Annotated in this window: 20 protein-coding genes; 16 read left to right on the top strand and 4 right to left on the bottom strand. The window is 71.9% G+C overall.

All coding sequences use genetic code 11. The annotated features are described in order from the left end of the window. Positions 1 to 77: 77 nt before the first annotated feature. Positions 78 to 3,113 (bottom strand): AfsR/SARP family transcriptional regulator, encoded by a 3,036-nt coding sequence (locus BMY74_RS41185; protein WP_089926996.1) that lies wholly within the window; start codon positions 3,111 to 3,113, stop codon positions 78 to 80. 279 nt (positions 3,114 to 3,392) lie between these two features. Here BMY74_RS41185 and BMY74_RS45540 point away from each other — a divergent pair, with 279 nt between their 5' ends. The 4 genes from BMY74_RS45540 to BMY74_RS41170 all read left to right on the top strand — a co-directional run bounded on the left by BMY74_RS45540 (position 3,393) and on the right by BMY74_RS41170 (position 7,888). Beyond that, positions 3,393 to 3,542, top strand: coding sequence for a hypothetical protein (locus tag BMY74_RS45540; RefSeq protein ID WP_177230188.1), 150 nt, complete (start codon positions 3,393 to 3,395; stop codon positions 3,540 to 3,542). A gap of 22 nt (positions 3,543 to 3,564) precedes the next feature. Next, on the top strand, positions 3,565 to 4,125 hold the full coding sequence (locus tag BMY74_RS45535) for a hypothetical protein (RefSeq protein WP_177230187.1): 561 nt from the start codon (positions 3,565 to 3,567) through the stop codon (positions 4,123 to 4,125). After that, complete coding sequence (locus tag BMY74_RS41175; RefSeq protein ID WP_089926989.1) at positions 4,110 to 4,973, top strand: sporulation-delaying protein SdpB family protein; 864 nt, start codon at positions 4,110 to 4,112, stop codon at positions 4,971 to 4,973. Before BMY74_RS45535 ends, BMY74_RS41175 begins: the two co-directional genes overlap by 16 nt. A gap of 404 nt (positions 4,974 to 5,377) precedes the next feature. Then, positions 5,378 to 7,888, top strand: coding sequence for a tetratricopeptide repeat protein (locus tag BMY74_RS41170; RefSeq protein ID WP_089926986.1), 2,511 nt, complete (start codon positions 5,378 to 5,380; stop codon positions 7,886 to 7,888). Between the two features lie 62 nt (positions 7,889 to 7,950). On the opposite strand, the gene BMY74_RS41165 is transcribed toward BMY74_RS41170, so the two are convergent. After that, positions 7,951 to 9,294, bottom strand: coding sequence for a tachylectin-related carbohydrate-binding protein (locus tag BMY74_RS41165; RefSeq protein ID WP_177230186.1), 1,344 nt, complete (start codon positions 9,292 to 9,294; stop codon positions 7,951 to 7,953). A gap of 249 nt (positions 9,295 to 9,543) precedes the next feature. On the opposite strand from BMY74_RS41165, the gene BMY74_RS45530 reads away from it, so the two are divergent. The 6 genes from BMY74_RS45530 (at position 9,544) to BMY74_RS41140 (ending at position 17,267) form a co-directional block, all read left to right on the top strand. Next, positions 9,544 to 9,687 carry a hypothetical protein gene (locus tag BMY74_RS45530; RefSeq protein WP_177230185.1) on the top strand — a complete coding sequence of 48 codons (144 nt, stop codon included), beginning with the start codon at positions 9,544 to 9,546 and terminating at the stop codon, positions 9,685 to 9,687. Positions 9,688 to 10,224: 537 nt separating this feature from the next. Then, on the top strand, positions 10,225 to 12,978 hold the full coding sequence (locus BMY74_RS41160) for an AAA family ATPase (RefSeq protein ID WP_342718440.1): 2,754 nt from the start codon (positions 10,225 to 10,227) through the stop codon (positions 12,976 to 12,978). Between the two features lie 33 nt (positions 12,979 to 13,011). Next, complete coding sequence (locus tag BMY74_RS41155; RefSeq protein WP_089926978.1) at positions 13,012 to 14,238, top strand: class I SAM-dependent methyltransferase; 1,227 nt, start codon at positions 13,012 to 13,014, stop codon at positions 14,236 to 14,238. A 2-nt stretch (positions 14,239 to 14,240) separates the two neighbouring features. Next, the gene (locus BMY74_RS41150; protein WP_245786679.1) at positions 14,241 to 15,188 is read left to right on the top strand and encodes an NAD-dependent epimerase/dehydratase family protein; all 948 of its coding nucleotides are present in this window, start codon (positions 14,241 to 14,243) and stop codon (positions 15,186 to 15,188) included. Between the two features lie 98 nt (positions 15,189 to 15,286). Beyond that, positions 15,287 to 15,853 carry a dTDP-4-dehydrorhamnose 3,5-epimerase family protein gene (locus tag BMY74_RS41145; RefSeq protein ID WP_089926973.1) on the top strand — a complete coding sequence of 189 codons (567 nt, stop codon included), beginning with the start codon at positions 15,287 to 15,289 and terminating at the stop codon, positions 15,851 to 15,853. Positions 15,854 to 15,872: 19 nt separating this feature from the next. Further along, positions 15,873 to 17,267: an NDP-hexose 2,3-dehydratase family protein gene (locus BMY74_RS41140; protein WP_342718439.1), complete on the top strand. Its 1,395-nt coding sequence runs from the start codon at positions 15,873 to 15,875 to the stop codon at positions 17,265 to 17,267. Positions 17,268 to 17,297: 30 nt separating this feature from the next. On the opposite strand, the gene BMY74_RS41135 is transcribed toward BMY74_RS41140, so the two are convergent. Then, the gene (locus BMY74_RS41135) at positions 17,298 to 18,407 is read right to left on the bottom strand and encodes a DegT/DnrJ/EryC1/StrS family aminotransferase (RefSeq protein WP_089926969.1); all 1,110 of its coding nucleotides are present in this window, start codon (positions 18,405 to 18,407) and stop codon (positions 17,298 to 17,300) included. A gap of 247 nt (positions 18,408 to 18,654) precedes the next feature. On the opposite strand from BMY74_RS41135, the gene BMY74_RS41130 reads away from it, so the two are divergent. Beyond that, a complete protein-coding gene (locus tag BMY74_RS41130; protein ID WP_089926966.1) occupies positions 18,655 to 19,875 on the top strand; it encodes a macrolide family glycosyltransferase in 1,221 nt (406 codons plus the stop codon). Then, complete coding sequence (locus BMY74_RS41125; RefSeq protein WP_089926963.1) at positions 19,872 to 21,344, top strand: AfsR/SARP family transcriptional regulator; 1,473 nt, start codon at positions 19,872 to 19,874, stop codon at positions 21,342 to 21,344. The genes BMY74_RS41130 and BMY74_RS41125 overlap by 4 nt, the downstream gene beginning before the upstream one ends. Before the next feature lie 189 nt (positions 21,345 to 21,533). Here the strand turns inward: BMY74_RS41125 and BMY74_RS41120 are convergent, their stop codons facing one another. Continuing rightward, positions 21,534 to 23,144 (bottom strand): FAD-dependent monooxygenase, encoded by a 1,611-nt coding sequence (locus tag BMY74_RS41120; RefSeq protein WP_089926960.1) that lies wholly within the window; start codon positions 23,142 to 23,144, stop codon positions 21,534 to 21,536. Between the two features lie 142 nt (positions 23,145 to 23,286). Here BMY74_RS41120 and fabG point away from each other — a divergent pair, with 142 nt between their 5' ends. The 4 genes from fabG to BMY74_RS41100 are packed head-to-tail and all read left to right on the top strand — an operon-like array spanning position 23,287 to position 25,950. Further along, complete coding sequence (gene fabG, locus BMY74_RS41115; RefSeq protein WP_089927089.1) at positions 23,287 to 24,033, top strand: 3-oxoacyl-ACP reductase FabG; 747 nt, start codon at positions 23,287 to 23,289, stop codon at positions 24,031 to 24,033. A 54-nt stretch (positions 24,034 to 24,087) separates the two neighbouring features. Next, on the top strand, positions 24,088 to 24,393 hold the full coding sequence (locus tag BMY74_RS41110) for an acyl carrier protein (RefSeq protein WP_089926958.1): 306 nt from the start codon (positions 24,088 to 24,090) through the stop codon (positions 24,391 to 24,393). Continuing rightward, entirely contained in the window at positions 24,390 to 24,869 is a 480-nt protein-coding gene (fabZ, locus tag BMY74_RS41105) for a 3-hydroxyacyl-ACP dehydratase FabZ (protein ID WP_089926955.1), read from the top strand. Before BMY74_RS41110 ends, fabZ begins: the two co-directional genes overlap by 4 nt. Before the next feature lie 7 nt (positions 24,870 to 24,876). Then, a complete protein-coding gene (locus tag BMY74_RS41100) occupies positions 24,877 to 25,950 on the top strand; it encodes an aminomethyl transferase family protein (RefSeq protein ID WP_089926952.1) in 1,074 nt (357 codons plus the stop codon). Positions 25,951 to 25,985: the final 35 nt, after the last annotated feature.

Here is a 25,985-nt window from a genome sequence, read left to right as displayed (position 1 = left end):
TCGACCTGTCGGAAGCAGTGCACCAACGCCGTGCATCCGTGCCGCATCGATGACCGATGCACGGATGTCGTCGCTGGTCAGCTCACTTTCGCGACCTCGCGCACGACCGTCAGCGCGCGGGGCGCGGGCCGCCCGCACGCGCACCGCATGCAGCCCGTGCCGGTGCCGGCCAGGTGCGCGCGGGCGTTGTCCGCGTCCACCGCGCCGTCCGGGTAGAGTTCGACGGCCCGTTCCCAGTGCGTGCGCGCCCACTCGTGCTCGCTGCGCCGGGCCGCCACGTGGGCGAGACCCTCGTGCGCCCGTGCCCGCACCATCGGCAGCACGCCCGCCATCGCCAGTTCCTCGGCCTCGCGGAACATGGCCTCGGCCTCGCGCAGCCGACCGGCGGCCAGGCAGGTCTCGCCGAGCCCGTTCAGCGCGTCGCCCTCGGGCTCGCGCAGGTCCATCCGCCGCGCCGAGTCCAGGGCCTCCCGGCCGGCGGTGAACGCGTCCGCGATCCGGCCCTGCCTGCGGTAGGTGACCCCCAGCCAGGCCAACGAGATGCACTCGCCCCGGCTCATGCCGATCTCCCGGCTGAGCCGCACGGCGCGTTCGAGCGCGGTGGCCGCCTCACCGTCGCGGCCGCGCAGCTGGGCGAGCCAGCCGAGGTTGATGAGCACCACGACCTCGCCACCGGTGTACCCGCCGCGCTGGTGCATCGCCAGTGCGGCGCGGAACCGGGCGTCGGCCTCGGCGTGGCGACCGAGGTTGCAGTCGACGAACCCGAGGTCGATGGTCGAGTTGACCTCCGCCCGCTGGTCGCCGACGGACCGCGCGAGCTCGACGGCCTCCGCGAAGCTGCCGGCGGCGTCGGTCAGCATGCCCGCCTGCACCTGTGCGGCACCCAGGTCGCGCAGACCTCCCACGACCGCGGGCAGGTCGCCCAGCTCGCGGCTGATCGCGATCGCCCGGCCGAGGAAGTCGAGCACCTCGCCGTGGCGGCCCTCCTCCCGCAACGCGAACGCCATGTTCGTCAGCGCCATCGACTCGCCACACCGGTCGCCGAGCGCCTGCGCGGCCTTCAACGCGTTGCGGGACAACTCCAGCACGCCGGACCGCAGTCCCACGCGGGTCAGGTAGGGCATCAGCAGGCACGGCAGCTGCCACGCGTGCACGTGCCAGCCGTGTGCGCTCGCGTACCCGGCCACCGCCACCATGTTCTTGTACTCGGCGCGGAGCTGGCGCACGTCGTCCTCTTCGGACTCGGAGGCGGGCAGTTCCGGTCGCCACGTGAGGTCCGGCTCGAAGCCGCGCCGTCCCGGCAGGGAGCGCCGGCCGCGCACGTCGGCGAGGTGCAGGTAGTAGTCGAACAACCGGTGCCGCGCGGTGTCCAGTTCGGACGGTGCGCCGGCGCGGTCGGCGAGGTCGAGGGCGCAGTCGCGGACGAGGTCGTGCAGGCAGTAGCGGTCGGACCTGCGCTGCATCAGCAGGTTGCACTCGACGAGCTCCTCCAGCACGTCCTGCGCGTCCCAGACAGGCACCCCGGCGAGCGCGGCGGCGGCGTGGGCGTCGAAGTCGGTGCCGGGCACGAGCGCCAGCAACCGGAACAGCTCCTGCCGGTCGGCCGGGAGGTGCTGGTACGACAGTGCGAGCACGCCCGCCACGCTGACGTCGTTCGCGGTGAACGCCCGCGCCCGGCGCTGCCGGTCCCGCAGCTGCTCGGCGAGGTGGGCGATGCTCCACGGCCGCCGGCGGAAGCGCGAGGCCGCGATCCGGATCGCCAGCGGGAGCCCGCCGCACAACGAGATCACGTCCGCGACCGCCTCGGGTTCGGCGTCCGCCCGTTCCTGGCCCGCGATCCGGCTGAACAACGCCGCCCCGTCGGCCGCGGGCAGCACGTCGAGCGACACCGGGACGGCACCCTCGATCGACATCAGGTGGCACCGGCTCACCACCAGCACGACGGAGCGGGACGCGCCGAGCAGCAGCGGCCGGACCTGGCCCGCGTCGGCGGCGTTGTCGAGCACCACCAGCAGGCGGCGGCCGGACACCTCGGTCAGCCACAGGTCGCGGCGCGCGGCCGGGTCCACCGGGATGCGCTCCGGCGGCACGCCGATCTGGCGCAGCAGCAGTTCGAGCGCGGCGCCCGCGGCCAGCGGCTCGGTGTCCGCGGTGAAGCCGCGCAGGTCGACGTAGCAGCGCCCGTCGGGAAAGCGGTCCTCCAGCCGGTTCGCCACGTGCACGGCCAGCGCGGTCTTGCCGATGCCGCCCATGCCCTCGATGGTGACGATGGCGGGCCCCCGGTCGCCGACCGCCTCGACCAGTGCGTCCACTTCGGACTCGCGGCCCGTGAAGTCGGGGATGTCGAACGGGAGCGGCGACCGGCGGGGTTCCGCCACCAGGACCGGTCGCGCGCGCAGGAACTCGGCGTGCAGGCCGGTCAGCTCGGGCCCCGGGTCGGCACCCAGCTCGTCGGCCAGCACCCGGCGACCCTGCTCGAACACGGTCAGCGCGTCACCGCGGCGCCCGGCCCGGTCCAGTGCCCGCATCAGCGTGGCGCGCAGCGACTCCCGCAACGGGTGCTCGGCGACCTGGCCCATCAGCTCTCCCAGCAGCGAGGTCACCTCCCCCAGCTCCAGCCGCAGCTCGGCGAGCCGCTCCACCGCCTGCAGCCGCCGCTCCCGCAGCGCCTCGGCCTCCGCGTCGATCGACGGGGACGTGAGCCCGGTCAGCACCGGTCCCCGCCACAGGTCGAGCGCGCTCTGCAGCAACGCCACGGCCTGCGCCGGTTCTCCCCTCCCGGCGAGGACGTCCGCCTCGCGGATCCGGGCGCGGAACAGGTCCGCGTCGAGGCTGCCCTCCGGCAGGTCGAGACGGTAGCCGTGGGTGGTGGTCGTCAGGTGGCCACCGCCCCGCGTGACGACGCGACGCACCGCGGCCGCCGCGTTGCAGACCTGGCGGCGGGCGGTCTGGGGCGGGTCCTCCCACAGCTCGTCGATGAGCCGGTCGAAGGACACGACGGTGCCGGTGCCGAGCAGCAGGAGCGCGAGCAGCTTGCGCTGCCGCTCCCCGCCGAGCGCGACGGGGCGCCCACCGGACCGCAGCTCCAGCGGACCCAGAATCCGATAATCCATTCAGCCGCACGCTTTCCGTCTCGGAGTACGCCAGTGTCGGCCGTCGGCGGACATCGGTGGCACCGCGGCGAATACAGGAGATATCACCTTTAAGAGTGGACAAGAGGCGGAAAGATACCCCGGATTCTCTGTACCGATTCAGCCTCGCCTGGAATCACGCTGCGGAGCCGCTCGCACACGCCCGGTTACCAGTTGACGAAGTGGACAAACGCTGTCATATTCCCCTCCGCAGTGATGAGGAAGGGAGGTTCCTCATCGCATCCGGGAGGGGATCAAGAAATGAGAACCGCGGGTTTCTTCGGCGCGCTATTGGCGGCTGCGGCACTGGCCGCGATCACCATTGCCAGTTCTGCTGCGGACACGACACCTGTCGATTCCGGCAACCAGACGGCACTCATCATCGGGCCGTGCACGACGGGCGAGTGCTGAACCGACCGGGTTTTCCGGTCCGATGTCCACCGAAATGGACACCCAGGCCCGTGCCGCGAAAGGCATGGCCTTCACCGGCGCCGCACTCGGCGTGATTCTGCTCGCGACCACTGCCGCCCAGTTGCCCGCCGACGTCGTCGGACCGGGAATCAGCGCCCAGCGGGACGCGTTCCGGCTGTTCTGGCCCGTCGGAATGCAGCTCTTCACCAATGCGGCGGGGCGCGAGTTCACCGTGGTGTACCGCCACGACAAAGCCGCCGGCACGTTCGTCCCGATCACCCGGACCGCGGGTGACCGGGACTACCTGGGCGGCCTCGACCGCGGCGCCTACGCGGACCTGGTCCGGCTGCTGGCCCTGGCACGGGAGCTGCCGGAGGACCGCTGGCGGGACTGCGCCGGACCGGCGGTCGCCGACTGCGCCGCCGTCGTCTCCACCACTCTCGCGGTGCCCTTGACCAGCTACTTCACCGATCCGACCGCGTGCGGACCCACCGTCTTCGCCGTCGAGAGGCCCAGCCGGGAGGGCACGACCCGGCACGTCGTCCGAGTCGTCCCCGTGGAACTCACGTGCGCACCGCGGTAGCCCGCGCGCTCGCGTTCGAACCCCGTACGCGAGCCCTCGGCGTCGCCCGGTCGCTGGTCGCGATCGCGGAACTGTCCGCACTCGTGTTCACCTCGGACACCGACTTGTTCCCTGCCGTGCCGAATGGACCGATCGGCCCCCGATGCGACGGTCTGCGCGCCCTTTCGCTCTGGTGCGCGGACACTTCTCCGGTCGCGCAGACCGTTGTCCGACTGCTCACGATCGCCGCACTCGTGCTCGCGGCCTCGGGTTACCGACCGCGCTGGACGTGCATTCCGCAGTGGTACGCGACCTTCAGTCTCGCCGCCGCGATGCACGTGCCCAACGGCGGCGAGAACGTGGCCCGAATCGTCACCCTTCTGTTGATCCCGCTGTGCCTCGCCGACGATCGCGTCTGGCACTGGACACGTCCGGACACGCCATTACCGGCGTGGTGGAGCGGCGCGTCCTGGATCGCCCATTGGGCCGTTCGAGTGCAAGTCGTGCTCGTCTACGGCCAGGCGGTCTGGATCAAACTCCGGGAACCGGAATGGCGCGACGGCAGCGCGATGCACCATGTGATGCAGGACGCGTATTTCGGAACCGGTTCGCTGCTCGTGCCGTTCGCGGATTCGGCACTCCTGTCCCCCGCGATCACGTGGGGGACGATCCTGCTCGAATCGGCGATCGTGATTTGCGTGCTCGGGAATTCCCGGTCGCGCCGCGCCGCCCTGGCGTTCGCCGTCGTGCTGCACGGCGGGATCGTGCTGGCGCTCGGCCTGGTGAGCTTCGGCCTGGTGATGATCGGCTTCGTGGCCGCCGCGAGCAGCGGCCGGACGGAGCAGCCCGTCAGCGCGCCCGTGCCGTAGGGCGACGCGCTCCGGTGTTGCAGGGGGTGGCGACCTGACTGCCGGAACGCGCCGGATCCGTTGCCACCGAGCTGAACCGTTCCGGCAGCAGACCGAGATCACCCGGAAGCTGGTCGTCGATCAGATCGGTGTGCACGACCTCGACGAGGAGTACCAATGCGGCCGCGCGATGCGGACGGGAGGAGACCTACGAGTTGGCCTTTGAGTTGGCCCTGCGCCCGCTGAACGATCCGCCCGCATGGTCGCCGACGACGTACACACCAACGACATCGACGAGCGAACTGGGGGCGTGGGCGCAAGTCTCTTGCTCGGCCATGCGGAAACCTGACGTTCCCGAACCTTGCTGAGTTGGGAGCACGCCGACGGTAGGCTCTCCCGGGAGCCGAGGTAGCCAGGAGGGGCGGGTGTTCGGTTCGGTCTTGCGTGCTCGGCGTCGGCGTGCCGGTCTCACCCAGGAGGCGCTTGCCGAGCGGTCCGGTCTGGGCGTGCGCACCATCCGAAAGCTCGAGAACGGTCTCATCCGCCGTCCCCGCCACGACACCGTGCGGCTGCTGGCGGACGGGCTGAACCTGACGGGCGAGGACCGCGACGCCTTCGTCGAGTCCGCGCTCGCCGAGGACGACGCCGACGTGGTGGCGCGGCGGCCGCCGCCGGTCTTCTCCCTGCCGTCGGACACGGCCGACTTCACCGGGATGGACGAGCAGATCGCGGTCATGGAGGCGCGGCTGGCCGAGCGGCAGGCGGCCGGCACCGCGGTTCCGGTGGTCGCGCTGGCCGGCGCGGCCGGGATGGGCAAGACGACGGTCGCGGTGCACGTCGCCCACCGCCTGCGCCGGATCTACCCCGACGGTGGCATGTTCATCAACCTCCGCGGGACACAAGCGAACCCGGTGCCTCCCGACGAGGCGCTCGGGCGGTTGCTGCACGCGCTCAACGAGTCGGCCGCCGCGTCGGCGCGCAGCCTCGACGAGAAGGTCGAGCGGTACCGGCTGACCCTCGCCGCCCGGCGCGTCCTGGTCGTGCTCGACGACGCGGGCGGCCTCGAGCAGGTGGCGCCGCTCCTGCCGGGCCACCCCGGCTGCGGGGTGATCATCACCAGCCGTGCGCCGGTCGCCGGTCTGCCAGGGGTGATCACGCTCGACGTCCAGGCGATGAGCGAGTCGCACGCCCTGGGGTTGCTCCGGCACATCATCGGCGACACCCGGCTCAGCCAGGATCCGGGTGCCGCGGAAACCCTCGTGCGGCTGTGCGACCGGGTTCCGCTGGCGGTGCGGATCGCGGGCGCGCGGCTGGCCAACCGTCCACAGTGGCCGGTCGCGACGCTGGTGGGCCGGATGCGTGACGAGCGGCGCAGGCTGGACGAGCTCCGGCTCGGCGAGTTCGGCGTGCGCTCGTCGCTGGCGGTCAGCTACCACGGACTCGACGAGACGGGCAAACGGGCTTTCCGGCTGCTCGGTTTCCTCGACCCGTCCGACTTCGCGGCGTCGACCGCCGCCGCGCTGCTCGCCGTGCCCGTCGCCGCGGCGGAGGACGTCCTCGACCGGCTCGCCGACGCACGGCTGGTCGAGTACATCTCGAAGACGGGCGGCCGGATCCGGTACCGCATGCACGACCTCGTCCGGATCTACGCCAGGGAGTGCGCGGAGGCGGAGGAGAGCGCCGAGGACCGCACGACGGCCGTGGCGCGCGCGATCACCCAGGCGCTGCGGGCGGTCGAGGCGGTGGCCGAGCACCTGCCGGTGGCCGTGCGCCGCCTGTACCAGCCGGACCTGGACCCGAGCTGGCTCGCGGTCGACGGAGGCTACGGGCCCGAACTGCTCGACGAGGAACCGATGCTGGTCGCGATGGTCGAGCGGGCGAGCGCGCTCGGACTGGACCGGCTCGCGTGCGCACTGGCGGAGGCCCTGGTGTTCGCCGTTTTCGGCACCTACAACCGGTTCGACGGCTGGGACCGCACCCACGCCGCGGCCTGCGCCGCCGCGGACGCGGCCGGCAACGACTCGGGACGGGCCGCGCTGGAATGCGGCCTCGGTCAGCTCCGGTACACCGAAGACCGCTTCGCCGAAGCGAAGCACCACTTCCAGCTGGCCATCGACCGCTTCCGCGCGGGCGGGAACCCGCACGGCGAAGCGGTCGCGACCAACGGCATCGGCACGGCCCACCGCGAGCTGGGCGAACACGACCTGGCCCTGCTGTACCACGAACGAGCCCGGGAAGCCTTGTCCGCACTGGGCGACTGGCACGGCGTCGCGCACGCGCTCTACGGAATCGGCCACGCACACCGGGAACTGGGCCACGACGAACTGGCGGCACACCACCTGGAAGAAGCGGCACGCCAGTACCGCCGCATCGGACACCACCGCGGCGAGGCGATCGCGATCCGGGGCATCGGCTTGATCCACCGGGCCCGCGACGAACACGAGCCGGCCGAACAGTTCTGCGAACGAGCACACCGGATCATCGAGACGACCGGCGACCGGCACCTGCGGTGCTACACCTCGCAGGCACTGGCGAAGGTCTGGATCCGCCGCGGCGCGACCGACCGGGCGAGACCGGTGCTGCTGAACAGCCTTCGCGTGTGCCGAGAACACCAGGACCGCCTCGGAGTCGCGCTCGTGCTCCGCACGATCGGCGAACTGCACCTGGCGGAAGGCGACGCCGAGTCCGCCCTGCACTGGCTGGCCCAGGCCATGACGATCTGGCGTCACCTCCACCTCCGCCTCTGGCAGGCCCGCACCCTCCGGGACATCGGGGCGGCACATGCCGTCGCATCGGACTGCACCCGGGCCCACCAGCACTGGGCGGAGGCCATGACCATCTTCCGCGCCCACCGCACAAGGGAAGCGGGAGAGCTCGACACCTGGCGCCGTTCGTGGGGCTGCCACTGCGATCCGGACGTGCTGGTCGAGCGGTAGAGCGAGCCGGTCGACCCGCTCCACCGCTCAGGAGGTCCCCCCTCGCAGACCTCCGTCCTACCTCACAGCCAGCCGGAGCCGACCGTGTTGCCACATGGTGCGACGGGTGCCCAACTGGCCGAGCCGTTCACCGGATCGGTGTGGTGCCACCAGCGGAGGACTCCTGCCTGGTCGGCGGCGTAGATCCGGCCGTCACCGGCCGCGAGAACGGTCTGGTAGTTGCAGACCCCCTCGACCCAGCCGGACCCGATGCCCGCCCCGCTGTTTCCGGCCCACCCGGCGCCCGACCCGTCGTCCGGCGTGAGATACCGGTACCACCGCAGCGATCCGTCGTGTCCGATGGCGTAGAGCACCCCGTTGGCCGCGGTGATCGAGCGGAACGTGTGCCAGCCCGACCCGATGACCTTGCCGGAGTTCGGTGCCCAGGAACCGCCGGAACCAGGCGTTCCGCGATACCGGTACCAGTGCAGCGCGCCGGTCCACGAGACGCCGTAGATGACCCCCGCGCCGGCGGAGACGACGAACTTGAAGGTGTTCCACCCGTTGCCGATCAGCGCGCCGCTGGCCGCGGCGAACCCCTGGTCTGTGTCGTAGCGGTACCACTGCATGTCGCCGTTCGGGCGGACACCGAACAGGGTCCGGTCCGCGGCGACGAGCTTGTCGAAGTACTGGAACCCGGTGCCCGCGGTGAACGAGGACTCCCAGCTCGGCGTGCCCGAGGACCAGCCGGTGTGCCGGTACCAGCTCAGTGCCCCGTCGTCGCCGACGAGGTTCAACCGGCCCAGCTGGCCGGACACGACGTCGTTCGCGAGCTTCGCGTAGCGGATCGGGGAGTAGGAGTTGACCTTGGACTGAGACCAGACGGCCGCCCGGGTCCGGTCGACCGCCCCGGTCTGCTCGTACACCAGCGCGCCGCCGGAGACCCACGCCACGAACAGGGCGGCGTGGTCGTTGTTGGGGTCGCTGTCCGCGATGTGCAGCAGCAGCGCGTCACCTGGCGCGAGCTGCGACTGGGCGATCGAGACGGTCCGCCCGCTGGAGTGCGCCGGCCGCAGGTTGCCCGTGTACCAGGCGTTCCCCAGGCCACCCATCCCCCAGGCCATGGCCAGGAACCCGGAACAGTCCTGCCGGTACGAGCCGTAACTGTTGTTGTGGCAGGAAGACTGCGAGTACGGCACGAAGTCGCCGTAATAGTTGATCGGGTCGGCAGTGGTGTCGACGCGGGCCAGCCACGACCGCGCCCGGCGCAGCACCTCGCTGCGGGACGGCACGAGATCGTTGCCGTTGTCCAGGCACGTCGCCTGGACCCCGACGTCCGGCTCGGCGGCCGCGGTGCCGCCACCTCCCAGCAGTCCCGCTGCCACCACCGCGGCGGTGACGATGATCGTGGTCAGTCGTCTCATCATTCCCCCTCCTCGTCCGGGCGGCACCGTCGTTGCGCACCACCCGCTCAGGAGCGTCGCGTGCACAGCGGCGGTGTGACAGGTCCGCGACCGGCCGCTGACCGGCACCTTGACGACCCGCGGGAGAACCTGTGGGGTTCGGCGAGCCGGTCGCCGGCGGTCTGCCGCCGCTTGCATGTCGGTTGTTCGACCCACTGCGCCGAGCTGCACGTCTCGGTAACTTGCGATCACCCGAAGGCTTGGAGGAGCAGCATGTCCACCACCCGGCCCCTCGTCACCGGCCCGGCCACCTGCGTGGCGCGCGTGCCCGCCGGTACCAAGGCGCGCACGGTCATCAACGCTCACCGGAAAGACGACCGCGGCCGGAAGGGCGTGGGCGCGCTCGCGATCATCTGATCGCCCACGCGTCGCGATGCGCAAGGAAATGGCCGGTTTGCGCGTGTGTGCCGGAGTCACCTATTCGGTGTTATGTCCGGTTCGTGGGAAAGATTCACCGCTCCACCGATGTATCGGTTACCCATGTCAATTGTCCTCCATCGACTCGGGGAACCCCCGGCACCGAGTTGTGGATCTTGGCCGTGGCCCCCGCCGCGGCACCCCGGTCTGGCGCACCCCGCCCAGGAGGCGCGACTACGGTTCCGACACGGATCCGATAATCACGACGATGCCCCGCTCGAGCTGTGCTACAGAACGCTCCACCGTTGCGCGACCGAGGTTCGGCGCTCCGCGATTCGGCCGTACCGACTGACCCGTTTGCCACCTGTTGAGACGAGGTCAGGCAGATTCGGATTCATAAAACCAATAGCTTCGAGACGCGCCTGGAACACGTTCCTATAGCTGTTCTCAAGAGATGCTGCCAAAGGCGCTGGAAAGATCGGGCAACCGTGCTATAAAGCGTCCACCTGGGGGTGCGCTGCAGCGGAAAGACCATCGGTGACCGTGCTGGAGGGAACTGGACGATTGGTGCCGACGGACCATGACGACGCACTCGTTGAACTGGTCGGCCTGCTCGCCGAATGCTCGGCGGGAACAGGCAGACTCGCGCTGGTCAGCGGCGGTTTAGCCAGCGGGAAGACGGAGTTGCTGCAGCGATTCCAGCGGCATGCCGCCGCCTCGGGGGCGTTGTTGCTGACCGCGACGGGCGCGCCTGCCGAGCGTCCCCTCCAGGCAGGTGTCATCGACCAGTTGTTCCACGGCGCCGGACTGCCGCCGGAATTAGCCGACCGCGTCTCCCACCTCATCACGCCGATCGCTGCGACCGTGGCCGAACCCGGAACGGACGTGCGCAGAACACAACATTCTTACGTGCGACCCGTGCACGAATTGTGTCAAATCCTTCTTGAATTGTCGCGGGAACGCCCGGTCGTGTTGTGCGTGGACGACGTACAATTCGCCGACAGCTCCTCGTTGCAATTCATCCTCTACCTGCGGCGGCGGATGAGGGCCGGGCGGGTGGTCGTCGTGCTCGCCGAGTGGCAGCAGCCGCAGCCGACGCTGCCGCTCTTCCACGCCGAACTGACCCGGCGGCCGCACCACCGCATCCGGCTCGCGCCGCTGTCGGTGCGCGGGATCGCCGACCTGCTGCGCGACCGGGTGCCCGACCCCGGCGCGCTCGCACCTGCCTGGCACGCCCTGAGCGGCGGGAACCCGATGCTGGTCCGAGCCCTCGTCGAAGACCACGAGGCCGGGCACGAGACCTGCACCGACCAGGTCGGTCCCGCGTTCAGGCGCGCGTTGCTCGAGTGCCTGCACCGCTGGGAGGCGGGGCTGCTCGAGGTCGCGCGCGCCATCGCCGTGCTCGGGGAGGAGCGCACGCCGGTCCTGCTCGGCCGGCTGGCCGGCACCACGCCCGAAGCCGTCGAGCAGGCGGTCGACGTGCTCACCGCCGCGGGCCTGCTGGCCGACGGCCGCTTCCGCCACCCCGGCGCGGGGCCGGCGGTCCTCGACAGCACACCGGGCGCCGAACGGGTGCGGCTGCGCTCCCGCGCCGCCGAACTGCTCTACCAGCGCGGTGCCGCGGCGGCCGTGGTGGCCGACCACCTCGTGGCCGCCGACCGGGTCGCGCCGGGCTGGCCGGTCTCCGTGCTGCGCATCGCCGCCGAAGAGGCGCTCATGGGCGACGACGTGGCAGCGGCCGTGCGCTACCTGGAACCCGCGCTGCCCGTGGTCGAGCCGGAGGAGCGGCTGGGCGTCACCAGCGTCCTGGTCCGTGCGCTGTGGCGGGTCAACCCGGCCGCCGCCGTCGTGCACATGGAGCCCCTGCACGAGGCGATGTGGGCGGGCCGGCTGGGCGGCCGGGACGCCATGACCGTCGTGCACCACGCGTTGTGGATCGGGGACGAGGCCACGGCCGTGCGCGCGCTCGCCGTGTTGCAGGACAACCCCGGCATGCTGGACGCGCAGAGCGCGGCCGAGCTGCGGATCGTCTGCCAGTGGTTCCACGGCCTCGGCCCGGCGACCGCCGTGGCCACCGACCTGGTGGCCGACGCGGACCCGTGGGTGGCCGCCGCGCAGGCCATCGGCACGTTCTGGACCGCCGAGTTCCACCCCGACGCCATCGCCAGCGCCGAACACGTCCTGCGCAGCTGCCGACTCGGCGACATGTCGCTGGAGGTCGTGCTCACCGCCCTGCTGGTCCTGTCCCACGGCGGCCACCCCGACCGGGCCGAGCGGTGGTGCGACCGGCTCACCGCCGAGGCCGTCCGCGGTGGCGCGGTGACCTGGCAGGCGGTCCTGGAGGTCCTCCGGGCCGACATCGCCCTGCGGCGCGGGGAGGTGGTGGTGGCCGCCGCACGCGCGGAGACCGCGCTCGCCCTGCTGCCGCACCAGGGCTGGGGCCTGTCCATCGGCTACCCGCTGGCCGTCCTGCTGGACGCCAACACCGCGCTCGGCCGGCACCGCGTGATCTCCGACGTGATGCGGGTGCGCGTGCCCGACGCCATGTTCGCCACGGCCGCCGGCCTGCGCTACCTGCACGCCCGCGGCACCGGCAACCTCGCCGTCGGGCGGGTGCTGGCCGCCATCAGCGACTTCCAGAACTGCGGCACCCGGATGCGCGAGTGGCGCGTCGACCTGCCGGTGCTCGCGCCGTGGCGCTGCGGCCTCGCCCAGGCCAACCTCACCCTCGGCCGGCCGGAGGCGGCTCGTGAACTGATCAGCGAGCAGATGCTCCTGCCGGCCGGCGACCGCCGCACGCGCGGCGCGGCACTGCGGGTCCTCGCCGCCGCGGGCGAGCTCGCCGAGCGACCCGCGCTCCTGCGCGAGGCCGTGCGGCACCTGCGGCGGGCAGGCGACCGGGTCGAGCTGGCCCGCGCCCTGTCCGACCTCGGGGAGGCGCTCGACACCCTGGGCGAGCACGCCGAGGCCCGCGAACTGTCCCGGACGGCGGCGGCCGAGACCAAGGCCTCGTACTCCGGCGCCCTGCCCATCCCGATCGACTGGGAGGACGGCGACACCGGCGACGGGCGATCGGTACTGAGCGACTCCGAGCTGCGCGTGGCCGAGCTCGCCGCGAAGGGCCACACGAACCGCGAGATCAGCGGAATCCTCTACATCACCGTCAGCACGGTCGAGCAACACCTCACCAGGGTCTACCGCAAGCTCGGCATGCGCAGCCGGGCGGACCTGCCGCACCGCCTGTCCCAGCGGACCGGCACCGGCCCACGGACCTCCGAAGCCCGAGGGTGATCCGTGCACCACCCGAGTAGAAAGAACCCGCCCATGCCCAACCAGTCCACCTGCCGCGTCTGCGCCGGGACGGTCACCGAGTTCCTCGACCTCGGCGACCAGCCGCTGTCCGACGCGTTCCGGCTGCCCTCCGACACCTCCACCGAGTTCACCTACCGCCTCGCCGTGGGCGCCTGCGCGGAGTGCGCGATGGTGCAGCTGATGGAGGAGGTGCCCCGGGAGAAGATGTTCCACCAGGACTACCCCTATCTGTCCCAGGGGTCCGCGGTGATGCGCGAGCACTTCCACTCCCTGGCCGAGCGTTTCCTGAGCACCGAACTGGCGGGCGAGGACCCGTTCGTGGTCGAGCTGGGCTGCAACGACGGCACCATGTTGCGCACCGTCGCGGAGGCGGGCGTGCGGCACCTGGGCGTGGAACCGTCCGGCGCGGTCGGCGACCTGGCCGCCGAGGCGGGTGTGCGGGTTCGCAAGGACTTCTTCGAAGAGGCCACCGCACTGTCCATCCGCGACCAGGACGGCCCGGCCGACCTCGTGTACGCCGCGAACACGTTCTGCCACATCCCTTACGCGGACTCGATCCTGCGCGGCGTCGTGGCTCTGCTCAAGCCCGGTGGGGCGTTCGTCTTCGAGGACCCGTACCTCGGCGACATCGTCGAGAAGACCTCGTTCGACCAGATCTACGACGAGCACTTCTTCCTGTTCAGCGCCACCTCCGTGGACGGCATGGCCCGCCGGCACGGTCTGGAGCTGGTCGACGTCGAACGGCTTCCGGTGCACGGCGGCGAGGTGCGCTACACCCTGGCGCTGCCGGGTGCGCGCACGCCCTCCCCCGCCGTCGCCGCCCTGCTCGCCGAGGAGGAGGCGCGCGGCCTGCACGACCGCGCCGTCCTGGACGGGTTCGCGGACCGGGTCCGCGCGATCCGCACCGACCTCGTGGCGCTGCTGGAGGAGCTGAAGGCGAAGGGAGAACGGGTCGTCGGCTACGGCGCGACCGCCAAGAGCGCCACCACCGCGAACTTCTGCGGCATCGGACCGGACCTGGTCGAGTTCATCAGCGACACCACGCCCGCCAAGCAGCACAGGCTGGCGCCCGGCTCGGGCATCCCGGTGCGCCCGTCGGCCGCCTTCGCCGACCCCTACCCCGGCTACGCGCTGCTGTTCGCCTGGAACCACGCCGCGGAGATCATGGCGAAGGAGCAGGAGTTCCGCGAGGCGGGCGGCAAGTGGATCCTGTACGTGCCCGTGGTCCACGTGGTGTGAGCGTGCCGGGGGAACTGTCCGGCGCGCTCGTCGCGGTGCTCGGCGGGTCGGGGTTCGTGGGTTCCGCGGTGTCCGCACGGCTGGCGACGCGGGGCGCGCGGGTGCGGGTGGTGGCGCGCAATCCCGGCGTGCCACCGTTCCGGGCCGAGGTCGTCGCGGCCGACCTCACCGAGCCCGGCGCGGTGGCCGCCGCGGTCGCGGGCGCGGACGTGGTGCTGCCGCTGGTGCTGTTCACCGGTGGTGGCACCTGGCGGGTCGCCGGCGGCGGTGCGGCCGACGCCGCCAGGGTCAACGTCGGCATCGTCGCCGAGGCGGTGGACGCGGCGCGGGGCCCCGTCGTGTTCGCCGGCTCCACCTCGCAGGTGGGGCCGGGCGCGCCGGAGCGGATCGACGGCACCGAGACCGACCACCCCGAGTCGGAGTACGACCGGCAGAAGTGCGCCGCCGAACGGCTCGTGCTCGACGCGGGTGGCTGCTCCTTGAGGCTGCCCACCGTGTTCGGCCCCTCCACCGGCTCGCCGGACCGGGGCGTGGTGACCACGATGGCGCGGCGTGCGCTCGCCGGTGAGCCCCTGACCGTGTGGGGGGCCGGGGACGTGCGGCGCGACCTGGTGTTCGTCGAGGACGTCGCCGAGGCGTTCGTGGCGGCCGTGGCTCACGCCGATCGGCTGGCCGGACGGGCGTGGCTCGCCGGCTCGGGCACCGGGATCGCGGTACGCGCGTTGTTCGAGCTCGTCGCCGCCACCGCAGCGGACCTGACCGGTCGTCCGGCCGTGCCGGTGCGGTCGGTGCCGCCACCGCCGTACGCCACCGCGTCGGACTTCCGCAGCCTCGTGGCCGACCCGGCCGGCCTCACCCTGGCCACCGGGTGGCGGGCCCGGATCCCCCTGACCGAGGCCGTGCCGAGGACCGTCGCCCACCTTGTCCAGTCCTCTGTGGACAGAACGTGACCGGGGACCCCTAACTGCGGTTAGGGGTCCCCTAAGCTGGTTGACCGCGCGGTTCGGGCCTCTGCACGCTGATCACCGTCCTGAGACGGAGGTCGTCGATGAAAGCCCGCGCACTCTCTGTCGGCGGAGCCTGGGAGTTCGAGCCCGAGGTGTTCCCGGACGACCGCGGCCTGTTCGTCTCCCCGTTCCAGCACGAGGTGTTCGCCGAGGCGGTCGGGGCACCGCTGTTCGCCGTGGCCCAGGCCAGCGCCAGCGTGTCGCGCCGCGGGGTCGCCCGCGGAGTGCACTACGCCCGCACGGCACCGGGTTGTGCGAAGTACGTGACCTGTTCCCGCGGGCGCGTGCTGGACATCGTGGTGGACCTGCGGGTCGGCTCGCCGACGTTCGGCGAGTGGGACTCCGTCGAGCTGACGGGCGACGGCTTCCGCGCCGTCTACCTCCCGCCCGGACTCGGTCACGCGTTCCTCGCCCTGGACGACCACTCCACCGTGCACTACCTGCTGTCCCGCGGCTACGACCCCGCGGACGAGCTGGCCGTGTCCATCGTGGACCCGGACCTGGCGCTGCCCGTGCCCGCCGACGCCGTGCTGTCCGAACGCGACCGCACGGCACCGGGCCTGGCCCTGGCACGCAGCACCGGGCTGCTGCCGGTACACGCCGCCTGAGCAGAGGAGAGCACACCAGGTGACCGCGCCCACCCGCCGACCCACCCCGACGCGCCTGGCCGAGTCGATGCTCGCCGCGCGTGACGCCGAGGCCGTGCACGCCTGGCTCGCCCGCACCGCCGAACACAGCTGGATGAGCGTCGAGCGCGTGCCGCTGGACGGCCTCGCGGGCTGGCTCACCGAACCGGGCACCGGCACCCTGCGCCACCACAGCGGCCGGTTCTTCAGCGTCGAGGCGCTCACCGTCGACCTGCCGGGCGCGCTCGTGCCGCACTGGTCGCAGCCGATCATCAACCAGCCGGAGATCGGCATCCTCGGCATCCTGGTGCGCGAGGTCGACGGCGTGCTGCAGTGCCTGATGCAGGCCAAGCACGAACCGGGCAACGTCAACGGCCTGCAGCTGTCGCCGACGGTGCAGGCCACCCGCAGCAACTACACCCGCGTGCACCAGGGCAAGCCCATCCCCTACCTGGAGCACTTCCGCGACACCTCCGGCCACCACGTCCTGGTGGACATCCGGCAGTCCGAGCAGGGCGCGTGGTTCTACCGCAAGCGCAACCGCAACATGGTCGTCGAGGTCGACGGCGAGATCGAGGTGCGCGAGGGGTTCCGCTGGTTCACCCTCGGCGAGATCGCGGGCCTGATGACCGTGCCGGACCTGGTGAACATGGACGCCCGCACGGTGCTGGCGTGCCTGCCCGGCGGCGGCGCGGCCCTCGCCGCGGCGGCCACCGACCCGTTCAGCGAAGCCCTGATCCGGTCGGGAGATCCGGCCGCTCCCGGCGTGCACACGATCGGGGACGTGCTGAGCTGGATCACCGAGGTCCGCACGCGCACCGACCTCCAGGTCTCCCTCGGCCCGCTGGCCGGACTGCCGGACTGGACGCGCGAGAACGGCGTCATCGCGCACCGCCACGGCAGGTTCTTCACCGTCGTGGGCGTGGACGTGCGGGCAGGCGGGCGTGAGGTCGGAGCCTGGTCCCAGCCGTTGATCGAACCGGTCGGCACGGGGGTGATCGCGTTCCTGGTCAAGGAGATCGGCGGTGTGCTGCACGTGCTCACCCACGCGCGCACCGAGGCGGGCTACGCCGACGTGACCGAGCTGGCGCCCACTGTGCAGTGCGTGCCGGAGGCGCACGAGCACCTGCCGGTGCGGCCCCGGTTCCTCGACGAGGTGCTCGGCTCGACCAGGATCCGCTTCGACGCCGTGCTGTCCGAGGAGGGCGGCCGGTTCCTCGGCGCCCGAAACCGGTACCTGGTCGTGGAGACCGACGCCGACGTGGCACGGGACGACCCCGAGTACCGGTGGCTGACCCTGCACCAGTACGAAGAGCTGTTGCGGCACAGCTTCTACGTCAACATCCAGGCCCGCACCCTGTTGCTGTGCCTGCGCAGTCTCGTTCCGCGCGGGTGAGGCGGGCGTCGCCGCCCGCCACCGGCTCGGTCAGAGCGTCGCCAGCACCTGCTTGAGCGCGTCGACCACCTGTTCCTGCGTCTCCTGGGGCAGCGACGGGTACATCGGCAGCGAGAAGATCTCGCGGGCCACCCGCTCCGTCACCGGCAGGCTGCCCTCGGCGTGGCCCAGGTGCGCGAACCCGGTCATGGTGTGCACCGGCCACGGGTAGCTGATGTTCAGGTGGATGTCGTGCGCCTTCAGGCGTTCCAGGATGTCGTCGCGCCGCGGGTGGCGCACCACGTGGACGTAGTACGAGTGCGTGTTGCCCGGTGCGGTCGTGGGCAGCACCAGATCGGTGTCCGCCAACGCCTCCGCGTACCGCGCCGCCACCGCCTGCCTCGCCGCGACGTAGTCGTCCAGGCGGACGAGCTTGCGGCGCAGGATCTCCGCCTGCACCTCGTCGAGCCGGCAGTTGTGGCCGGGCGTCTCCACGACGTAGTAGGTCTTCTCCATGCCGTAGTAGCGGTGGCGGCGCAGGTTCGCGTCCACCTGCGGGTTGTTGGTGATCGTCGCGCCGCCGTCGCCGTAGGCGCCGAGCACCTTGGTGGGGTAGAACGAGAACGCGGCGGCGTCGCCCATCGATCCGGCCACCCGGCCGTGGTGGCGTGCGCCGTGCGCCTGGGCGCAGTCCTCCAGCACCAGCAGGCCGTGTCGCCGGGCGAGTTCCTGCAACGGTTCCATGTCCACGCACTGGCCGTACAGGTGCACCGGCAGCAAAGCCTTGGTGCGCGGTGTGATCACCGAAGCGACCTGGGCGACGTCCATCAGGTAGGTGTCCGGGTCGACGTCGACGAACACCGGTGTGGCGCCGACGGCGTCGATCGCCAGCACGGTCGGCGCGGCGGTGTTGGACACCGTGACCACCTCGTCGCCGGGGCCGATGCCGAGCGCCTGCAGTGCCAGGCGGATGGCGTTCGTGCCGTTGTCCACGCCGACGCAGTGGGCGACGCCGTGGTAGGCCGCGAACTCCTCCTCGAAGGACGACACGCTCGGTCCCAGGACGAGTCGGCCGGAGGAGAACACGGTCTCGACCGCGTCGAGTATGTCCTTGCGCTCCAATTCGTATTCGCGCGAGTAGTCCCAGACGAGCGTGGCCATCGGCAGCCCTTTCACTGTGGTCGGCTTCCCGGCCAGCCTAGGTCCGGCCCCCGACTAGGGGGTAACCCCTAATCTGCAGGTCAGGGTGGCCGAAGAGGTCCGCCGGGAACGAACGGTCACTCGTCGTCGAGCGGCGCGGAAACAGGGGGAATAGGGGTGTCCAGCCCGCTTCCGGTCGATTTACGGTGACCACGCTCCCGGCAGGGTCGCCGGATTCCAGCACAACAATCGGGGCGAGGACGACACGATGTCGCGGCATTTCCTTTTCATGTGCCACCCGGATCACGGGCACGTCATCCCGAACCTCGCGGTGGTCACCGAACTGGCTGCGCGCGGGCACCGGGTCACCTACCTGACCGCGCCGAGCATGGCGGAGATCGCCTCCGAGGCCGGCGCCACCGTCGTGACCTACCCGTCCCGGTACCGCGACGCCGATTTCACCCGCGTGGCGAACGATCCCGGCTACCTGATGGGCGTGCTGCTCGACGAGAGCGAGGCCATGCTCGCCACCGCGACGGCCGAGCTCGACGGCGACCGACCGGACTGCCTGGTCTACGACACCTCGGTGCTCTACGCGGCCCGCGTGCTGGCCAGGCACTGGGACATTCCCGCCACACAGGTCATCCCGGTGTTCGCCTCCAACGAGCACTTCTCCTTCCTCAACGCCATGTACAACCCCGACTCCGACGCCGCCGAGCGACCGGCGGCGGAACGGCCGAAGGAGATGCCGGAGTGGGTCGGCGCCACGATGGGGCGCATCGGCGCGCTGTGCGCCCGGTACGGGGTGGCCGCGGCGCCGCACGAGGTGTGGTTCGAAGTGCCGCCGCTGAGCCTGGTCACCGTGCCACGGGAGTTCCAGTACGCGGGTGAGACCTTCGACGAGCGGTTCGCGTTCGTCGGGCCGTGCGTCGGTGACCGCAGCTTCCTCGGGTCGTGGACGCCTCCCGCCGGCGACCTGCCTGTCGTGCTGGTGTCGCTCGGCGCGGTGTTCAACGAGGACGAGGGCTTCTTCCGCACGTGTGTCGAAGCGTTCCGCGGCAGGCCGTGGCACGCGGTGATGACCACCGGCGGCGGTGTGGACCGCGCTTCGCTCGGCGACCTGCCGCCCAACGTCGAGGTGCACGACTTCGTTCCGCACGTGGCGGTGCTGGAGCACGCGTCCCTGTGCGTCACCCACGCCGGCATGGGCACCGTGATGGAGGCACTGCGCTCGGGCACGCCGATGGTGTGCGTGCCCGGCTCCGCGCTCGATCGGCCCACCGGGTGGCGGGTCCGCGAGCTGGGCCTCGGCACCGTGCTCTCCCCCGCCGACCTCACGCCCGCGACTCTGGTCGACGCGGTCACGTCGGTGCTCGGCGACCCGGAGGTCGCGGCCCGGTCGGACCTCCTGCGCAAGGCCGTCGCGGAAGCGGGCGGTGCGGCGCGCGCCGCCGACGAGGTCGAGAAGCACCTGGCGCGGTCGCGTTGACCGCCGCCCCGGCCGAGTTCGGCGTGCTGGGCCCCATCCGGTTCCTCCGCGACGGCGTGGAGGAACGGGTGGGCGGTCCCCGCGAGCGCGCGGTGCTGGCGCGGCTGGTGTTCGACGCCGGCCGCGTGGTCAGCGTGGACCGGCTCATCGAGGCGGTGTGGCACGGCGACCCGCCCGCCAGCGCACGCGGTCAGATCGCCATCTGCGTGTCGCGGCTGCGGCGGGCGCTCGGCGAGTCGGGCCGGGCCATCGACACCGCGAGCCCCGGCTACGTGGCGCGGATGAACGAGAACACCGTGGACTGGTTGCGGTTCAACGGACTCGTCGGCCGGGCCCGGTCGCGCGCGGCGAGCGGTGACGTGGCGGGCGCCGTGGCGCTGTTCCGCGAGGCGCTGGGGTTGTGGCGCGGTGTGCCGTTCGAGGACCTGCCCGGTCTGCGTGCGGAAGCGGTGTCGCTGCAGTCCGCACGGCTCGACGCGGTGGAGGCGTGCGCCGAGCTGGAGCTGCGGCTCGGGCTGCACCACCGGGTCGGCAAGGACCTGGCCGCGGTGGTGGCGGAACACCCGCTGCGCGAGCGGGCGCGGGCACAGCTGATGCTGGCCCAGTACCGGTCGGGCCGGCGGGCCGACGCGCTGCGCACCTACCAGGACGCCCGGCGGGTGCTGGTCGACCAGATCGGCCTGGAACCCGGTCCGGAACTGCGGGAACTGCACGAGCAGGTGCTGCGCGACGCGCCGGCGCTGCTCGCACCGGTCCGCGTCGAGGTGCAGGCGGCCGCGCCGTCCCAGCTGCCGCGCCAGGTCCTGCCGTTCGCCGGCCGGTCGGCGGAGCTGGCCGAGCTCGACGCCGCCCTGGCGGCGGGCCCCGACGTGCCCGGTGTGGCCGTGCTGTCGGGTCCGGCAGAGGTGGGCAAGACGGCGCTGGCGCTGCGCTGGGCGCACCAACGCCAGGACCGGTTCCCCAACGGGCAGCTGTACGCCGACCTGGTGGACGACTTCGGCCGCCCGGTCCCGCACACCGTGGTGCTGGACCGGTTCCTGCGGGCGCTCGGCGTGACCGCGTCGTCCATTCCGGACGATCCGGGCGAGAAGGTCGCGCTGTACCGCAGCACGGTGTCGCACAAGCGCGTGCTGGTGGTGCTGGACGGTGCGGTGGACCACGCCCAGGTGCGACCGTTGCTGCCGAGCGGCACGCACACCAGGGCCATCGTCACCAGCAGGCTCCCGATGGACGAACTGGTCGCCCGCCAGGGCGCGCACCGGGCGTTCCTGGAACCGCTGACGGCCGAGGAGTCGTGGCAGCTGCTCACCATGCTGCTCGGGCACGACTGGGTGGCCGAGGAACGCGGTGAGGCGAACAGGATCGTCGGCTCGGCCGACGGCTTCCCGCTGCCGCTGCGCCGCGCGGCGGCGGGCGTGCGGGCGGCACCGCACCGGCAGGACCGGCGGCTGGCCGGCGTGCCTGCTTGAGCGGTGCCGCAGGTTCGGACGGCGCCGTGGCGGGCGGTTCGGGCGGCGCGTGGCGGATGGTGCGTGGCGGACGGGCGGTTCGGGGCGGGCGGCCGGTTCGGGGCGGGCGGCCGGTTCGGGCGGTGCGCGCCACGGTGGGCCGCGCGGGTCTGTTGCCCGCCACGACATGTGCGTGCCGCAACAGGCCCATCAACCACGCGCGAGAACCGCGTCCACCGCCGCCGACAGCGCTTCCGCCGACGCGGCAGCCGTGCTGCGCCAGGCCACGTGACCGTCCGGCCGCACCAGCACCGCGCCGCCCGCACCCACGCCGTAAACCGAGGCCCACTCCGGCGACACCACGGCGGTCGAGCCGTCGGCCGACACCTCGACCGCGGCGATCGCCACGCCGGTCCGGGAGCCGACCTCCTTCGCCGCCTGCGCCCAGCCGCTGCCCGCCGGGGTGAGCAGGACGAGCCCCGCACCGAACAGATCCAATGTGGACAGTTTCTCCCCACCCCGGGTCAGGGGCACGTGCGGTGCGCGGTGGCCCGGTCGCGCGGTCGGGACGTACGTCCGGTAGGGATCCTCGACCGCCGGTGCGTCCGTGCCGTCCGGCACGACGGCGTCGGAGTCGTAGTGGAAGCCCAGGACCAAGCCCTCGCAGCTGCGCCGGCCCGCCTGCTGCGTGATGGCCTCCTTCATGGACAGCGCGCCCTCCATCATCTGGAACGTGATGAAGGCGTTCGCCAGGCTCTCGCCGACGGTGCGCTCGCCGATCGGGTGGCGCTCGGCGTCGTAGGTGTCGAGCAGTGCTTCGCCGGCCGTGCCCGACAGCACCGCCGCCAGCTTCCACACCAGGTTGTGCGCGTCCTGGATGCCGCAGTTCATCCCGAAACCGCCCTGCGGCGTCGACACGTGCGCCGAGTCGCCTGCCAGGAACACCCGGCCCTCGCGGAAGCGCGTCGCGGTCACCGCCTGTTGCAGCCACGGCATCACGCCGACCAGCTCGACGTCCAGGTCCGGCACGCCGACGGCCTCGCGCACCACCTGCACGCAGAACTCGGGCGTGAAGTCGGCCTCGCTGCCGCCCTCCGCCGGATCGTAACCGGTCTGGATGATCCAGCGCCGCTGGTTGTCCACCGCCTCGACCGCGCACGGGATCGCGCTGCGGATGAAGTACAGGGCGCACATCCGGTCGGCCAGCAGCGGCACCAGGTCGGCGTCGAACATGATGCTGATCATGTGCCCGAGCGGCGGCGGGCCCTCGACGCCGATGCCGAGCCGGTCGCGCACGGTGCTGCGCCCGCCGTCGGCCGCGATGGCGTAGCGGGCACGAACGGTGGCGCGTCCCGACTCGGACTCGACCACACCGTCCACACCGGACTCGTCCTGTTCCAGGGACGTGAGTGTCGTGGAGAACCGGACGTCCGAACCGGGTGAGCTCTCGGCCAGTCCGCGCAGCACCACCTCGAACTTGTCCTGCGCGCAGATGTAGGTGTACGTGGGACTGTGCGGCGCGTCCTCGGCGACCGGGGCGACCTCGCGGTGGAAGTCGGTCCCCGTCAACGACGAGCCGACGCCGACGGCCAGGCTGTCCTCACGCGGCAGGCCCACGCGCTCGACCTCCTCGGCCACTCCCCACGCCCGCACCAGTTCCATCGTGCGGGTGGACACCAGGCGCGCCTTGGGGAAGATCGACGTCCCGGCGTGTCGCTCCACCAGCAGCGACGTCAAACCGTTGCGGGAACACTCGATCGACGCGGCGAGGCCGACCGGGCCACCACCCACGATCAGGACGTCGACCTCGAAGTCAGCCATGAGCAGGAGCCTGCGACACCGCCGCGGGGACGTCAAGGAGGCGGATATCGAACTGATAGAGCACTGAAGTCGCAGCTCAGTAGCGTTGCGCTCGAACGACGGCGTGCCCAGCGGGCAAGCCTGGGACAACGGGGGAGGCACCATGTTCGCCGAAGGATCGGTCGCCGTGGTCACCGGCGGGTCGCGCGGCATCGGGCGGGCTGTCGTGATCGACCTGGCGGCCCACGGCGTGCACGTGGTCGTCAACTACTCCCGCTCGGAGGAGCAGGCCAAGGAACTGGTCGCGCAGGTCGAGCAGAACGGCGGCAGCGCGAGCGCGGTGCGCGCCGACGTGACCGACGAGGACGCGGTGCGCGAGCTGTTCCGCTCCGTGCGCTCCGAGCACGGCAGGCTCGACGTGCTGGTCACCAGCGCGGGCGTGACGCGGGACCGGCACCTGGTCGCGATGAGCAGCGACCTGTTCCGCGAGACGATGGACATCAACCTGCACGGCACGTTCCTCGCCTGCCGCGAGGCGATGCGCATCATGCAGCACCAGCGGCGCGGCGCGATCGTGACCCTCAGCTCCGCGAGCGGCCTGGACGGCGGCTTCCCCGGCCAGACGAACTACGTCGCGTCCAAGGGCGCGATCATCGCGTTCACCAAGGCGCTGTCCTACGAGGCCGCTCCCCACGGCGTGCGCGTCAACGTGGTGGCGCCGGGATTCGTCGAGACCGACATGACCAAGGTCATCCCCGCGAAGCTGCGCGACGGCTACTCCTCGCGCATCCGGCTCGGCCGCATGGGCCGGCCGGAGGAGATCGCGAACCTGGTCACGTTCCTGGCCTCCGACAAGGCCTCCTACATCACCAGCGAGACGTTCGTCGCCAACGGCGGCGGGCTCGGCTGATCCCCACCGGGAAGAACCAGCGAGCCGCAGTACACAGTGGACGGAAGGACAAGCGTGACCCTCGACGAACTGCGCGCCACCGCGGCCGCCCGGCACGACACGTGCACCCAGATCAAGAAGATGATCGTCTCGCGGCTCGACCTGCCGATCGAGCCCGCGTGGATCACCGACGACCAGCCGCTGTTCGGCCGCGGCCTGGAACTCGACAGCCTCGACGTGCTCGAGCTGTACGTGGCGATCGAGGCCGAGTTCGGCGTCGCCCTCTACGACAGCGACATGTCGGTGTTCGGTTCCGTGTCGCGCCTGGCCGACCACGTGAACCCGGCCCTGGCCGAGCAGGCGCCGACCGGGTCGGCATGACCGCGACCCGGGAGCCCGTTCGCACGGGGACGTCGCTCACCAACGACCAGCTCCGGGAGATCCTGCCGCACCGGTGGCCCTTCCTGCTCCTCGACCGGGTCGAGAAGGTCTCCCCCGGCACCGGCGCGGTCGGGATCAAGAACGTCGCGGCCACGGAGATGTGGTTCCAGGGGCACTTCCCGAGCGCGGCCGTGCTTCCGGGCGTGATCGTCGTCGAGGCGATGGCCCAGCTGGCCGGCGTGGTGGTCGCCCTCGCCGGCGCGGGACCGATCGGCTACCTGGCGGGCGTGCGGTCGATGCGGTTCCGCCGCCCCGTCGTCCCAGGGGACCAGCTCCTGCTCACCGCCGACCGCACGGCGGGAGGCCGGGGCTTCACCGAGTTCAAGGTGAGCGCCAGGGTCGACGGCCAGATCGCGGCCGAGGGCACCATCACCATCGCCGACCCGGCAGCCACCAGCCCTACCGGAAAGGTTTGACACGCCAATGGAATCCCTGACGTCGCCGGTGAAGGCCGCGCACCCCGAGGGCACCGCGTACGGCACCGTCCTGGACGCCGAGGTCGCGCTCCGGTTCAGCACGCTCGACGCCGAGTACGAGGCGATCCGGGAACGGGCCGCCCTGCTCGACCTGTCCGGCGAGCGGATCATCGAGCTCTCCGGTGGCGACGCCGTCGACTTCGCGCAGAAGGTGCTGGCGCGCGACGTGGAGTACCTGACCGCCGAGCGCTGCATGACGAGCCTGGTGCTCGCCGAGGACGGCACCGTCGTGGACCAGGTCGTGGTGTGGGGCCGGGAGGACGGCCTGCTGCTGGAGTCCTCCGCCGGCGCGGGCACCCGGCTGCTCGAGCACCTGCGCGCCCACGCCGAGGACGGCGTGGAGATCACCGACCGCACCGAGGAGTACGCGCTCTTCGGCCTGGAGGGCCCGTACGCGTGGGGCGTGGTGGGCCGGCTGATCGACGGCGAGCTGGCCGCGCTGCCGTTCGAGTCCGTTGTGGACAGCCAGTGGGACGGCGTGGACATCCTCTTCGCCCGCACCGGTGTGACGGGCGAGTACGGGTACAAGGTGCTGGTGCCGCGCGAGTCGGCCGAGCGGCTGTGGACCAAGGCCCTGGAGCACGCCGTGCCCGCCGGCCAGGAGGCCGTGGAGCTGGCGATGCTGGAGGTCCGGCAGCCGGTCGTGCGCCACGAGGCCGGCGAGGGCGTCGACGTGCTGGAGATGGGCGCGGGTTGGCTCGTGGACATCACCAAGGACGAGTTCCTCGGACGTGACGCCGTGGTGGCCGCGTTCGAGGGCACCGCGGAGCGCCGCACCGTCGGCTTCTCCGGTGGCACCGAGGTGCCCGCGCCGGGCACGCCGGTCACCGTGGGCGGGGAGAAGATCGGCGAGGTCGTCCACGCCGTGCACAGCATCGGGCTGAAGTCCGCCCTGGGTCTGCTGCGGCTGCCGCCCGACCTGGCCGCCGCCGGGCTCAGGATCACCGTCGGCGACACCGAGGTCGTCACGCTGACCAGCCCGTACGTCACGCCCAAGAGCTGGAGCACCCCGATCATCTGATCTGGTCCCCCGGGCCGTCGCCCGGGGTTCGCGAG

Origin of the sequence: Lentzea albida (assembly GCF_900111005.1) — a bacterium.
Classification (GTDB): domain Bacteria; phylum Actinomycetota; class Actinomycetes; order Mycobacteriales; family Pseudonocardiaceae; genus Lentzea; species Lentzea albida.
The sequence above is the reverse complement of the archived record's forward strand: the minus strand, read 5'-3'. Positions and strand labels throughout refer to the sequence as shown.